Annotated in this window: 13 protein-coding genes; 4 read left to right on the plus strand and 9 right to left on the minus strand. The window is 69.0% G+C overall.

Annotation, left to right across the window (positions count from 1 at the left end):
• Positions 1-49: 49 nt before the first annotated feature.
• Both JI752_RS18020 and JI752_RS18025 read right to left on the minus strand, forming a co-directional pair.
• The gene (locus JI752_RS18020; protein ID WP_216966769.1) at positions 50-1,414 is read right to left on the minus strand and encodes a cation:proton antiporter; all 1,365 of its coding nucleotides are present in this window, start codon (positions 1,412-1,414) and stop codon (positions 50-52) included.
• A 530-nt stretch (positions 1,415-1,944) separates the two neighbouring features.
• A complete protein-coding gene (locus JI752_RS18025; protein WP_216966770.1) occupies positions 1,945-2,352 on the minus strand; it encodes a hypothetical protein in 408 nt (135 codons plus the stop codon).
• Positions 2,353-2,479: 127 nt separating this feature from the next.
• Between JI752_RS18025 and JI752_RS18030 the strand changes: the two genes are divergently transcribed.
• Entirely contained in the window at positions 2,480-3,892 is a 1,413-nt protein-coding gene (locus tag JI752_RS18030) for an aminotransferase class V-fold PLP-dependent enzyme (RefSeq protein WP_216966772.1), read from the plus strand.
• A gap of 18 nt (positions 3,893-3,910) precedes the next feature.
• Here JI752_RS18030 and JI752_RS18035 read toward each other — a convergent pair whose 3' ends face one another.
• From JI752_RS18035 to JI752_RS18055, 5 genes are all read right to left on the minus strand, one after another.
• Positions 3,911-4,447, minus strand: coding sequence for a redoxin domain-containing protein (locus tag JI752_RS18035; RefSeq protein WP_216966774.1), 537 nt, complete (start codon positions 4,445-4,447; stop codon positions 3,911-3,913).
• Positions 4,448-4,617: 170 nt separating this feature from the next.
• The gene (locus JI752_RS18040) at positions 4,618-5,367 is read right to left on the minus strand and encodes a hypothetical protein (protein ID WP_216966776.1); all 750 of its coding nucleotides are present in this window, start codon (positions 5,365-5,367) and stop codon (positions 4,618-4,620) included.
• A 10-nt stretch (positions 5,368-5,377) separates the two neighbouring features.
• Positions 5,378-5,614 (minus strand): hypothetical protein, encoded by a 237-nt coding sequence (locus tag JI752_RS18045; protein ID WP_216966778.1) that lies wholly within the window; start codon positions 5,612-5,614, stop codon positions 5,378-5,380.
• An 89-nt stretch (positions 5,615-5,703) separates the two neighbouring features.
• On the minus strand, positions 5,704-6,348 hold the full coding sequence (locus tag JI752_RS18050) for a MarR family transcriptional regulator (RefSeq protein ID WP_216966780.1): 645 nt from the start codon (positions 6,346-6,348) through the stop codon (positions 5,704-5,706).
• A 93-nt stretch (positions 6,349-6,441) separates the two neighbouring features.
• The gene (locus JI752_RS18055; RefSeq protein WP_216966782.1) at positions 6,442-6,819 is read right to left on the minus strand and encodes a response regulator; all 378 of its coding nucleotides are present in this window, start codon (positions 6,817-6,819) and stop codon (positions 6,442-6,444) included.
• Between the two features lie 110 nt (positions 6,820-6,929).
• Between JI752_RS18055 and JI752_RS18060 the strand changes: the two genes are divergently transcribed.
• The 3 genes from JI752_RS18060 (at position 6,930) to JI752_RS18070 (ending at position 11,548) form a co-directional block, all read left to right on the plus strand.
• Entirely contained in the window at positions 6,930-9,626 is a 2,697-nt protein-coding gene (locus JI752_RS18060; protein WP_216966784.1) for a PAS domain-containing protein, read from the plus strand.
• A gap of 514 nt (positions 9,627-10,140) precedes the next feature.
• Positions 10,141-10,908 (plus strand): TerC family protein, encoded by a 768-nt coding sequence (locus JI752_RS18065; protein ID WP_216966785.1) that lies wholly within the window; start codon positions 10,141-10,143, stop codon positions 10,906-10,908.
• Between the two features lie 331 nt (positions 10,909-11,239).
• Positions 11,240-11,548: a hypothetical protein gene (locus JI752_RS18070; protein WP_216966786.1), complete on the plus strand. Its 309-nt coding sequence runs from the start codon at positions 11,240-11,242 to the stop codon at positions 11,546-11,548.
• Positions 11,549-11,560: 12 nt separating this feature from the next.
• Here JI752_RS18070 and JI752_RS18075 read toward each other — a convergent pair whose 3' ends face one another.
• Complete coding sequence (locus tag JI752_RS18075) at positions 11,561-12,454, minus strand: hypothetical protein (RefSeq protein ID WP_216966787.1); 894 nt, start codon at positions 12,452-12,454, stop codon at positions 11,561-11,563.
• 69 nt (positions 12,455-12,523) lie between these two features.
• The gene (locus tag JI752_RS18080) at positions 12,524-13,213 is read right to left on the minus strand and encodes a glutathione S-transferase family protein (protein ID WP_254201184.1); all 690 of its coding nucleotides are present in this window, start codon (positions 13,211-13,213) and stop codon (positions 12,524-12,526) included.
• Positions 13,214-13,324 lie beyond the last annotated feature (111 nt).

The raw sequence follows: 13,324 nt of genomic DNA on the forward strand, positions 1-13,324 counted from the left end.
CGCTGGACGCGCGACCGCGCTGCGTTATCCGCGCGACCGCGCCCGGCGGTTAGCGGCGCGCGCGGCGTTCGATCAGGTCCAGCAACGGGCCGGTCATGGCGGTGGTCACCAGCGCCATGACCACCAGCACCGCGAACAGGCGATCGCCGATCAGGCCCAGCTCGTAGCCCAGGTTGAGCACGATCAGCTCCATCAGGCCGCGCGTGTTCATCAGCGCGCCCAGGCGCATGGCATCGACGTTCGGCATGCCGGCGCTGCGCGCGGACATCCACGTGCCGATGCCTTTACCGAGCGTCGCCACCACGATCACCCCCAGCCCCAGCAGCACGTCCGACGCCTGCCAACCGTCCATGCGCAGGCGCAGGCCGGTCATCGCGAAGAACAGCGGCAGCAACAGGGAAATCGCGAACGGCTCCACGCGCTCGACCAACAGATGACGCAGGCGCGCGTTGCCCGACACGGCCACGCCCGCCAGGAACGCACCGAACAGCGCGTGGATGCCCAGCACCTCGGTCACCAGCGCGCAGGCCAGCGCGAGCAGCAGCAGGGCAATGAGCGCGCGGCCTTCCAGTTCGACCGGCACCGCGCGGCGCGTGATCCACGGCCGCGCCAAGGCCAGCACTGCCACCGCGAACAGCAGCGTCCCCAGCAGGCTCACCGACGCCATGCCCCAACCGGTGGCCTGCACGGTGGCGACGATCACCGCCAGCAGGCACCACGCGCTGGCATCGCCGAGCGCGGCGCAGGCAATGGCGATGCGGCCGATCTCGGTGTGGGTGAGGCCGCGGTCGGACAGGATGCGCAGCAGCACCGGGAACGCGGTGATGCTCAGCGACACGCCCATGAACAGCGCGAAGCTGGCGAAGCCCACGCCGGCCGGCGCGTGCTGCGCGAACAGGGCGAACGCCAGCAGCACGCCGCACAGGAAGGGCAGGGCGATGCCGGCGTGGCTCACCAGCAACGCGAAGCCGCGACGTCCGTGCAGGCTGGTGAGGTCGAGCTCCGCGCCGGCGACGAACAGGAACATCAGCACGCCCAGCTGGCTCACCAACCCCAGCGCGCCCAGGCTCTGCGGCGCGAACAGCCAGCCCTGCACGTCGGGCGCGACGGCGCCGAACAGCAGCGGCCCGAGCAGCAGGCCGGCGGCCATCTCGCCGATCACCGCCGGCTGGCCGAAGCGGCGCAGCAGCCAGCCGGCGCTCTTGGCCACGCCCAACACCACCAGCAACTGCAGCAGGAAGCGCGAGAGCGGGGAGGTCAGCGGCCCGTGCGCAGTGGCGGCCTGCGTGGCGTGCGCCACGTCGGCGGGCGAGGGTGCGACGGGCAGCGCGAACGGGTAGTGCGTCATCACCGCGGCCACCGCGAGCGGCACGATCACCAGCAACAGGTACCACCAGGTCAGCTTCGGTCGCATGCGGGATGCCGGCGTCTGTTCCACTCATCGTTCCCCATTCGGATGCGGGGACTATAGCCGGGAGGTTCGATGGCCGGGACGTTTCAGGGCCGGCATCCCCTTCATGGGCGCGCCCCGCTCACAGCAGTCAGCCGCGTAGTCGTCCCCGCCACTTGCCGTCATCCCCCTGAACCACGTCACCGTCATCCCGGCGAAGGCCGGGATCCAGGCCCGCAGCGCAAGGGCACTCCCTCTTCGGCCAACGAACCTAACGTCATTCCCGCGAAGGCGGGGGCTTTTGGGCCGCCATATGGCGTCACTCTCCAGGGACTTTTCACGCATTCCCTGCTGCGTTTGAACCGCACCAGCAAGATCAAAATGGATTCCGGCTTTCGCTGGAATACGTGAGGTGTCGGACGACGTGACGGCCTGGATCCCGGCCTTCGCCGGGATGACGGTATTTGGACGGCGGACTCTGCGTCACGCATGACGTCTCTCCCAAAACGGTGCCTGGGACGACGGTGTCTCGGATGGCAGCGTCTCAAGCCCCCTCACCCCCGATTCGCCTCCAGCCAAGCCGCCAGTTTCTTCGGGGCCAGCGTGCAATAGCTGGCCACGACATGCCGCTCCACATCGTCCCACTCGGTGCGAGCATCCAGCACCATGCCGACGATGTCCGGCCACCAGCGCGGCAGGAAATACGGTGGCCGGGCGAAGCGCGCGACCTCCGCGGCCGGTCGCGGTGTGCGGAAGGTCAGCACGCACAGCGGGCCGTCGGAACCGGCGGCCTTCGCGTACGCCGGCGGCCAGCCCTCGTCGATCATCACCGCGTGCGCGAAGTTCTTGCGCGAGATGCACCAGCGCGTGCCGGTCCAGGCCGCTTCCTCCACGGCGTCGGGCAGGTCCAGGCAGACCAGTCGCAGCCGGTCGACGATGGCCTGCGGGGGAGGCGGATGCATGGCCCTTGGGCCTCCGTGCCGTGCGCGTCGAAGGGAGGTTAGCGCCCCTGCGCGAACGAACGGGGATTTAACGGCGCTCCCGCGGCGCAGCCCTATCCTGCGGGCCTCGCCCCGAGGACGATGCCCCATGGCCACCGATCGCTTCCAGTCCGCCGTGTTCGACGCGTACCTGGACAACGCGCGTGCACACGCCGCCCGTTACCTGCGACGACTGCCCGACCGTCACGTCGGCGCGCGCGCCGGTCGCGACGAGCTGCTTGCCGCGCTGCACAGCTCGCTGCCGGACAAGGGCGACGAAGTCGGCGACGTCATCGACCTGCTCGCCACGCAGGCCGAGCGCGGCGCGGTGGCGTGCAATTCTCCGCGCTATTTCGGCTTCGTGATCGGCGGCGCGTACCCGGTCGCGCTGGCCGCGGACTGGCTGGTGTCCACGTGGGATCAGAACGCCGGCATCTATGCGATCTCGCCGCTGGTGTCGGTGCTGGAAGAAGTGGCCGGGCAGTGGCTACTGGACCTGTTCGACCTGCCGCGCGAGAGCGGGGTGGGCTTCGTCACCGGCTGCCAGATGGCGAACTTCACCTGCCTGGCCGCCGCGCGCCATCACGTGCTGCGCCGCGTCGGCTGGGACGTGGAAGCCGACGGATTGCAGGGCGCGCCGCGCCTGCACGTCGTCGCTTCGGCCGAATCGCACATCACCATCGACGTCGCGCTGCGCTACCTGGGCCTGGGCACGCGCAACGTGCATCGCGTCGACAGCGACGCACAGGGCCGCATGCGCGCCGATCATCTGCGCGAGGTGCTGGCCGGGCTCGACGGGCCGACCATCGTCTGCGCGCAGGCCGGCAACGTGAACACCGGTGCGTTCGATCCGCTGCGCGAGATCGCCCAGGTCACGCGTGAACGCGGCGCCTGGTTGCATGTGGACGGCGCGTTCGGATTGTGGGCGCGCGCGAGCGCATCGCTGCGCGCGTTCGCCGACGGCATCGAACTCGCCGATTCCTGGGCCACGGACGCGCACAAGTGGCTCAACGTGCCTTACGACTGCGGTGTGGCGATGGTCCGCCACGCTGAAGATCATCGTGTCGCGATGACCTCCGCGGCGGCGTACCTGATCCAGACCAAGGGGCCGGAGCGCGATGCGGTGGACTGGGTGCCGGAGTTCTCCCGCCGTGCGCGCGGCGTGCCGGTGTACGCGACGCTGCGCGCGCTCGGCCGCGAAGGCGTGCAGGACCTTGTCGAGCGCAGCTGCGCTCGCGCGCGCCAGATGGCCGACATGCTGCGGGAGGCCGAAGGTGTGCGCATCCTCAACGACGTTGTCTTGAACCAGGTGCTGGTGCGCTTTGGCGACGACGACGAGCTGACGCGCGCGGTCATCGAAGGCGTGCAGCGCGACGGCACCTGTTGGCTGGGTGGCACGACATGGCAGGGCCTGGGCGCGATGCGCATCTCGGTGTCGAACTGGGCCACCAGCGAGGACGATGCCGCCCGCAGCGCGGCGGCGATCCTGCGCGTGTTCCACTCGCTGCGCGCCGCCGCCTGAGCGGCGCGGCGAAGTCGGCTAGACCGTGCAGCCGTTCGCGTCGCAGGCGGCGGCAGGCGCGGTTTCCGGCGTCCTCGTCGCAGCTGCTTCGCCGATCAGCGAGGCGATCTGCGCGCCCAGCACCAGATCGCTCACCTGACCGAAATGCTGGTGACGGATGCGGCCCTGCGCATCGATCAGCGTCATCGTCGGCGTGCCGCGCATCGCGTAGGCGCGCATGGTGCGCGGGATCGGGCCGTCGGTGCCGGGCAGGTCCACGCCGACCGGGAAGGCGATGCGGTATTCGTGCAGGAACGCCTGCAGCGAGACCGGCGTCATCGCCTCGTGGTGTTCGAAGACGGTGTGCAGGCCGATCACGGCGACCTGTTCGGACGAGAACGTCTGCGCGACGCGCTGCGCCTGCGGCAGGCCGTGGCTGACACAGCCGGGGCAGAGCATCTGGAAGGCTTCCAGTACGACGACCTTGCCGCGCAGCGATTCGAGCGTGATGGGCGCATCGGTGTTGAACCAGCGCTCGACCTGCAAGGCGGGCGCGAGGGAGAGTGGGGCGTTCATGGATTCGGGGTTCCTTGTGTGGGCTCGTCACTCCCGTGACGGCGGAAGTCCAACGTCGAGACGTTGCCGGCTCGATGCAGGCGTGACACGTCGGGCAGTTGGATCCCCGCCTTCGCGGGGATGACAGCAGGGCGGGCAGACGCGCCGGCCGGCACGGCCGGCGGTCCGCATCAGCGGTTCGGCTTGCCGGGCAGGCTCAGATCGCCCGAGGCGACCTTGAACACGTCCACCACGCACAGCAGCGGCGCATGCACGGAAGCATTGACGCGCAGGCCGGCGGTGACGCCGTCGAACGAACCGGCGGTGACCACGCCGATGTCGTCGAACGGCACCTTCACCTCGACCGTCTCGCCGGTGAGGGTCGGGCTCCAGCCCGGGCTGTCGAGCAGCAGCGGCAGGCCCGGCCAGGTGCGCGGCAGGCGCGGCTTGGCGCCTTCGGGAATGTCGACCACGCCCAGCGCGCCGGGACCGCAGGCCTCGTTGGGCTTCAGCACGACCCAATGGCTGTGCCACAGGTTGCCGTCGTTGTCGCGCTTGCCGTCGCCGTTTTCGTCGTAGAGCGGCGTGTCGTCGAAATCCGGATGCGCGGTGACGGCCATCGCGAGGATGCCCGCGCCGCGTTCGAAGCCGACTTCGTACGGGTCGATCGTGGTCGGCCACACATACGAGAACACGTCGCTGCCGGCGAGCTTGCCGGTGGCGGCGGGCGTGCTCTTGCCGGCCTTGCCGGACACGGCCATGTGGAACGTGGCGATGTTGCCCTGCGTGGTGATCTTGGTGTGGACGATGTCGAAGTCGGCGACGAGCGCGCTGTCGGCCTTGGTCTGTACGCCGCCGGTGTGCTTGGCGGCGTCGTGCGCGTGCGCCGCGCCGAAACCGAGCATGGCGGCGAGCGCCAGCGTGAGGGAGAGGGTTTTCATGGCATCGCCCTCAGCGCAGGTCGGCGATGGAGGCGCCGAAGTTGATGTGCAGCGGCAGCCCGCCCAGCACCAGCGCGGGTACGGATTGCACACCGGCGGCTTCGGCTTCAGCTACGCGCGACTTGTCGTCGCCCAGGTGCACGACTTCGACATCGAAACGCGCCGGATCCAGCGAAACGGCGAGCTGACGCTCGGCATCGACGCACACGGGGCAACCGGCATGATAGAAAACGGCCTTCTGGCGCATACTTCAATCTCCTCTTGCTTGCTCTACAGGGTGGGTAAGGGAAACCGGGCGGCGTCCGATGGCAGTCGGGCGCCGCCCAACTTTTCCGCCTAGGGCGGAACGGGGCGGCGAAAGCGCAAGGCGTTCGCTTCGATCTGTGTTTCATCGGCCGGCGACTGGTCGTCGCAATCGGCGCGAAGTTCAGGGTCTCCGAAGGGCTGCTGCACGAAGCCGCAGAAGTGCGGACGGCGTGCATCGCCGGTCGAATCGGGCTGGAAATAGCGACATCCCAGACACGTGCGCGCGCCGGTCGCCAGTCCCTGGCGTTGCGCCTGGCGCACCATCAGCTGGGTCACGCGCAGCAACGCGCCGATGTCACCTTCGTCCAGGCCTTGCAACAGGCTTCCCATGCCACGCGATGGATGGCGCAACTGGCGCACCGTGGCGCGCCCGCTGCGGGTGAGGCGTACGGTCGCGGCGCGGCGATCGTCGGGATCGGGTTCGCGTTCGATCCAAGCCTTGCTTTCCAGTGCCTTCAGCGAGTCGCTCAGGCTGGCCGCGGTGACGCCCAGGCGCTGGGCGATCTCGCGCGCGCGCAGCGGCGTGGCCGTTCCGGCGAGCATGCGCAACACGGCGGCCTGCGTCGGCGGCAGCGACGGCGTGCCGTCGGGTCGCCACGATTGCGCGCGCACCAGCGAGGCCAGCTGTTCCAGCCCGGCGGCGGCCTGTTCGCGATGGGAGTCGTCCGTCGTCATGGCGGATAAGTTAGGAGTCCTAACTAAAAAACTCAATGACCGTTCGTCGGGACGGCCACGGGCGACCGCGACGTTCGGATGACGATGAGGGATTCAGCCGGCGCGGACGACGAGGCTGCTCAGTTCGCGCACCAGGTCGAACAGACCGACCGGCTTGCGGCAGCGCGGAATGGCGCTGTACGCGGCGGGCAGGGCGCTGTCGTCGTAGCCGGTGAGGAAGAGCATGGGCACGCCGCGTCCGCGCAGGGCTTCGACGACGGCGAAGGAGGTCTCGTCGCCCAGGTTCACGTCCAGCAGCGCGCCGTCGAGCACGGGCGCCTGTGCGATGGCGCGCAACGCACCCAGCACGTCGGGGCAGGGACCGACGACGGTGGCGCCCTCCAGTTCCAATGCCTCCTGCAGGCCCGAGGCCAGGAGGTAGTCGTCCTCCACCACCAGCAGATGGAGGCCATTGAGGCCATCGCTCGACATGCGGTCGCTCCCGCGTGGCTGGCTTCATTGTTGGTTGGGGAAAGTTAACGGGGCGAGACGGTGCACGGCGGATTCACGTCGCACCGACCCCGCCGGAGTGGAATGGAGCGATGCGATCCGCCACTGCCCACACCGTCCACTCCCCGCGGGCCATCGCCAGCGGGACCGAAGGCCCGCAGGGACCCGGCTTCCTCGGCCTGGCGCTCGCCGAACGCGTGGACCGGCGTCGCGCCGCGTGGGTGGTCGGAGTGCTGCTGCTGGCCTTCATCGCGACCGGCCCGTTCGCGGATCGGACGCTGCCGGCGGTGCCGGCCTTCGTGCCCGCCTACGACGCGGCGGTGCTGGTGCTGGCCGCGATCACCGCGATCATCCTCCACGCCCAGTACCGCGACCTGCACGAACGCGGGTTCCTGTGGCTGGCCTGCGGCTACCTGTTCAGTGCGCTGTTCGCGCTGCTGCACGGACTGACGTTTCCCGATGCGTTCGTCAGTGGCAGCCTGTTCGGCGGCGTGCAGACGACCGCGTGGTCGTGGATCCTCTGGCACGGCATTGCACCGCTGTTCGTCACCGCCTACGCGCTGGATGCCCGGCGGCCACCGGCCACGGGCGCATCGCTCCTGGAGCGCGCGGCCTATCCGGCGACGGTGGCGCTGGTCGCGGTGCTGGCGCTGGCGCTGGTGCGTCTGGATCCGGTGCTGCCGGAACTGCTGACCAGCGCCTACTACCGGCCGCCCTCGACGCGCTGGATCGGCGGCCTGGTCTGGGCGGTGCACCTGGCCGCGCTGCTCGTGCTGGTCTGGCGTACGCGGCTGCGCCGCTTGCTCGACGTGTGGCTGTGCGTGGCGCTGGTGGCGGCGGTGATCGAACTGGCCCTGAGCGGCATGATGATCACCGCGCGCTACCAACTCGGGTTCTACATCGGCCGTGTTTACGGGCTGGCCGGCGCGCTGTTCGTGGTGGCGCTGCTGCTGCGCCATGCATTGTTGCTGCAGGCGCGGCTGGTGCGCGCGGCCTCGGCGCTGCACGACAGCGAACGCCGCTTCCGCGACCTGTTCGACAGCATGGGCGAAGCGTTCTACATCGGCGAAGCGGTGACCGATGCCGACGGTCGCGTGGTCGACCTGATGTTCCTGCAGGAGAACCCGATGGCGCGCCGCTATGTCGGCCGCGACATCGCTGGCAAACGGCTGTGCGAGGTCGCGCCGGACTTCGGCCGCGAGTGGCTGCACATCGTCGACGAAGTGGTGCGCAACGGCGGCGAGCGCACGCTGGAAGGGCCCTCGCCCCGCACGCGCCGTCATTTCCACTACCGCGTGTTCCGGCTCAAGAGCCGGAAGAAGCAGGTGGGCATCCTCTTCCAGGACATCCAGCCGCGCCGCGACGCCGAAAAGGCCCTGCGCGACAGCGAGGAGCGCTTCAGCCAGTTCGGCCAGGCCTCCTCGAGCGTGCTGTGGATCCGCGACGCCACCTCGCTGGAGATGGAGTACCTGAGCCCGTCGTTCGAGACCACCTGTGGCCGCGGCTGCGTGGACCTGGTCGGCGCGGGCTTCGAATCGTGGATCGCCCTGGTGCATCCGGACGACCACGAGGCCGTGCGCCGCGCCATGGCCCGCGTGCAGCAGGGCGAGCGCGTGGAACACGAGTTCCGCATGGTGCATGGCGAGACCGGCGAGCTGCTCTGGATCCACAGCACCGAGTTCCCCATGCGCGATATCGCGTGCCGGATCAACCGCACCGGCGGCATCGCCCAGGATGCGACGTTGCTGAAGCGGGCCCAGGCGCGGTTGCGCGAGAGCGAGGAACGCCTGCGCAGTGCGATCGAAGTCGGGCGCCTGGCGACCTGGGACTGGAACCTGACCACGGGCGAGGTCGCCTGGTCGGACGAGCACTACCGCATCGAGGGCTATGCACCGGGCGAAGTGGTGCCCAGTTACGAGGCGTGGATCGCCCGCGTCCACCCCGACGACCGCGAGGCCGCCGAGTCGGCCGTGGTGCACGCGATGCAGACCGGTGGCGAGTACGCGCGGGAGGTGCGTTTCCTGCACCCGGACGGTTCCGTTCACTGGGCCAACGCGCGCGGGCGCTTCTTCTACGACGCCTCGGGCGCACCGGTGCGCATGATCGGCTCCATGCTCGACACGACCCAGCGTCGCGAGTTCGAGGAAGCCCAGCGCGTGCTGGTGGCTGAACTGCAGCACCGCACGCGCAACCTGATCGCGGTGGTGCGCGCCATTTCCGACCGCACCCTGCGCGAAAGTCCCGACATGCGCCACTTCGCCGCCGCATTCAGCGAGCGCCTGGACTCGCTGGCGCGCGTGCAGGGCCTGCTTTCGCGGTTGAAGGAAGGCCAGCGCGTGAGCTTCGACGAGTTGCTGCGCATGGAACTGGCCGCGCACCTGGACGAGGGCGGGGTGCGCTTCGACCTGGAGGGGCCGGCCGACGTTTCCTTGCGTTCCTCCACCGTGCAGCCGTTGGCCCTGGCGATCCACGAGCTGATCACCAACGCCGTGAAGTACGGCGCGCTGCGCGATCCGCGCGGGCGGCTGCGCATCCGCTGGCGCGTGGAACCCGAGGACGGTCGACCCTGGCTGCACGTGGACTGGCGCGAGACCGGCGTGGCGATCGGCAGCGGCGAGCCCGCGCCGGGCGGCGGTGCCGGCCGCGAACTGATCGAGCGCGCGCTGCCGTACCAGTTCGGCGCGCGCACCACCTACACCCTCACCGACGAAGGCGTGCACTGCACGATCGCCATGCCGATCTCGCGCCGCGAACCGTTGTCATCCATCAGTCATGACATCCGGTTATGACGGCATCAGGTCCGGTGAGGTCGGGTGAGGGCGTGGCGAATGATTGCTTCGCTGCGGCTTAACTCCTTGCCGGTGATGCTGATCGCCCGAACGACAGGTTCCTCCCCCATGGCCACCCGCAAGCCGCCCATCCACGGAGCGACGACGTCGCCCCGACCCCGCGTTCCACGGGTGGTCCGCCTGCCGTGGCGCGAGGACACACGCAAGCCGACGCGGGCCGACCGCGCCGAACATCAGCTGCGATTGCGCCGGCTCAGCGCCGGCCACGCCTGAACACGCCGTTGCCGGAACCGCTCCGGCGGCGTGCTAGGATCGCAGCAGAAGGGGAGTAGCTCCACGTGCTGTCGCCGTCATTACGAGGGTTCCCGCCAGGGAATTCATCCGGTGCAGCAGCAGGCCGCGCGGCCTGTGAGCAAGACCTTCGCCGTGCCACGGCGAAGGTGCGTCCAGGGTTTTCTACGGATGCGAGCGCGCGTGGGCCACGGAATCCCGCCCACCGCCTAGAACCCATCCGATGGACATATTCCTCAATCCCGAAATCTGGATCGCACTGGCCACGTTGACGGCGCTCGAGCTCGTGCTCGGCATCGACAACATCATCTTCATCTCCATCCTTGCCGGAAAACTCCCGGCGCATCAGCGCGACAAGGCGCGCCGCATCGGCATCACATTGGCCGCGGTGACCCGCCTGGGCCTGTTGCTCACCATCGCCTGGATCGTGGGTCTGACGGCGCCGTTGTTCACGGTGCTGGGCAACGAATTCTCCTGGCGCGACCTGATCCTCATCGGCGGCGGTCTGTTCCTGATCGGCAAAGCCACGCACGAGATCCACCAGAAACTCGAAGGCGCCAGCGAAACGGTCACCGCCGGCAAGGTGGTGGGCGTCAGCTTCACCAGTGTGATCGCGCAGATCATGGTGCTGGACATCGTGTTCTCGCTGGATTCGATCATCACCGCCGTGGGCATGGTCGACGATCGCTGGGTGATGGTCGCCGCGATCCTGATCTCGATCGTGTTCATGCTGATGTTCGCCAAACCGATCGGCGATTTCGTCGAGCGCCACCCGACGGTCAAGATCCTCGCACTGAGCTTCCTGATCATGATCGGCCTGGTGCTGATCGCCGACGGCTTCGGCCAGCACATCAACAAGGGTTACGTCTACGTGGCGATGGCCTTCTCGGTCTTCGTCGAGATGATCAACCTGTGGATCCGCAAGCGCGAAGCGCGCAAGTCGGAGCCGGTGAAGCTGCGCGAGCGGTTCGAGGAAAGCCCGGCCGAGTAGGCCTTTGGCAGTCGCTACACGCTTGAAGCCCCTCTCCCGCACGCGGGAGAGGGGTGAGGGCAGGGCACACCGCTTCCGCTGTCCCGTCATCCCGGCGAAGGCCGGGACCCAGGCCCTCACGCATTCCGCGCCCCTCACCGTCATCCCAGCGACGGCGAGCGCGCCGCCCGTGACGTTCGTGGCGTCAACATCGGCGCCAGGCGTGAGCCGCGTCACGTCTGCGCGCATCGCGCGCTTGCCCAGGCCGGGGTGCTCCCGTCTAATGGGGCGCGCCGGCGGTGGCGACTGCCGGCCCGTCCAAGCGTCCGGTCCGTCCATCAAGGGAGTGGTCATGCGCCGTATCGCCCTCGCATCGTGTCTGTTGCTGGCTGGCGCGGTTTCCGCCGGCGAACTCGCCCATCGCGCCACCTACGACGCGGCCTCGCTCGGCGAGCGCGGCATCGATTCGGTGAGCTCGCTCATTCTCGATTACGCCAAGACCCAGAACCTGGCGCTCAATGCCTCGCACCCGCCGGTGTTCCTCGTCGAGGGCAAGCACCAGGTGCTCACCGCGCAGGAACGCGAGGCGGCGCTTGCCGGTGCCGCGACGGTGGAGTTGATGAGCGACGGCGATGCCGTCGTCGTCAACGTGCGCAAGTAAGGCGGCCCGCGTTCAATAGAACGCCACGCCCGGTCGCAGCAGCAACTGGAACACCAGCAGCAACACGACCGCCGCCAGCAACGGCAGCACGAACGAACCCAGGCGCACGCCCGCGCCGTGGACGTCGCGCACGCGCCACGCACCGGCCAGCATCCACAGCGCGCCAGGAAGCCCCACCAGCACCGGTAGCAGCACCACTTCGATCATCTCGCGCGGCACGCGGAACGGGATCACCAGCGCCGTGCCGATCAGCATCGGCAGCGCGATGGTCTGCGCGATGAAACGCGTGCGTGCACGCGCCGTGGCCACGCCATCGGCGTGGGCCAATTCCAGCGCCGGTCGCAACAGGGCCAGCGCGACGGCGGCGATGGCGACCAGCGCCAGCAGCGCGGCGATGCGCTTCGTCGCGGAGGACAACCCCAGCCACGTCATCGCCATGCCCACGTCGCTGGCCGGGCTCATCGCGCCGATGACCACCTGCGGCAACGCCATCAGCAGGCCGCAGTAGGCCATCCAGATCACGAACAGCCGCCACGCGCCCGGACGCGGGGAGCCTGCACGCAGCACGACCAGGCAAACCAGCCCGACCAGCGCCGTCGCCAATGCGCCCGTGCCCTGGAACAGGCTGGCGAGGTCGTTCTCGCCGAGCCAGCGGTGGTTGTTGTGGAAGAGCGTCGGCCGCAGGCCGGGCGTGAGGGCCTTGGGCACGACCAGGAACAGCTCCTGGATGAAGAACGTGAGGTTGAACGCGAGTGCGTAGAGCAGCGAGGAGATCGCCACCGCGTTCCAGTCCCAAGGAGACGAGCGCATCGCGACGGCATCCCTTCGAGCGCCCGCGCGCCATCCCGCCACGGCCAGCAGTGCCGGTGGCATCAGCAGTGTGAGCAGGACGGCGAGGAGGATCATGCGGCACCCGCGTCGGAGTCGGCAGGCATCATCGCAGCACGCCGCCCCGGCCCGGAAGTGACCATGGGCCTAGTCGCGGTCCGGTGCGCCCAACGGGAAGAAGCTGCGGTACGGACGGGCTTCGTCCACCGCGCGCGCGAAGGCCGGTCGTTCCAGCAGCCGCGCGCGGTACGCATGCACGTTGGCGAAGCGCGCGTCGATGCGGTGCGTCCAGTCCGCGTAGAACAGGAACGGCCCGGCACCGCAATCGGCCAGACTGAAGCGATCGCCCGCCGCCCATTCGCGCCCGCGCATCACCTCGTCCAGCCACGCGTAGGCCTGTTCCAGCATGGTGCGCGCTTCGGCCACGCCGTAAGGGTCGCGATCCTGCGGCACGCGGATCGCATCGAACACGATCTTCTGCTGCGGCGTGGAAATGTAATTGTCGAAGAAGCGGTCCATGGTGCGAACGTCCAGCGCTTCGTCCGGATCGTCCGGAATCAGCGGCACCGGCCCGCGATGGCGCAGATGCAGGTACTCGATGATGCAGCTCGCCTCCGGGATCACACGGCCCTCGTCGACGAGCACCGGAAAGCGTTGCACCGGCCACATCGCCGTGAGTTCACGCCAGGCCTCGCAGTCGGGCGATTCCAGCATCTTCCATTGGAAGGCGATGCCGTTCTCGTAGAGCGCCGTGAGCGCCTTCTGCGAATACGACGAGAACGGGTGGGCATACAGCGTCAGCATGGGATTCACCGGAGACGAGGCCAGGTGCCTCATCATCCACGACGATCGGCCGCATCGCGAATCGACATGCCCGGTGCGGACAAGTCGACGCCGGCGACCCTGCGGTCGCCGGCGCCGGTGCGCGCGGTCCCTCCCGACCCCGCG

It is taken from the genome of Lysobacter sp. MMG2, assembly GCF_016735495.2.
In the GTDB taxonomy this organism is placed as follows: domain Bacteria; phylum Pseudomonadota; class Gammaproteobacteria; order Xanthomonadales; family Xanthomonadaceae; genus Lysobacter_J.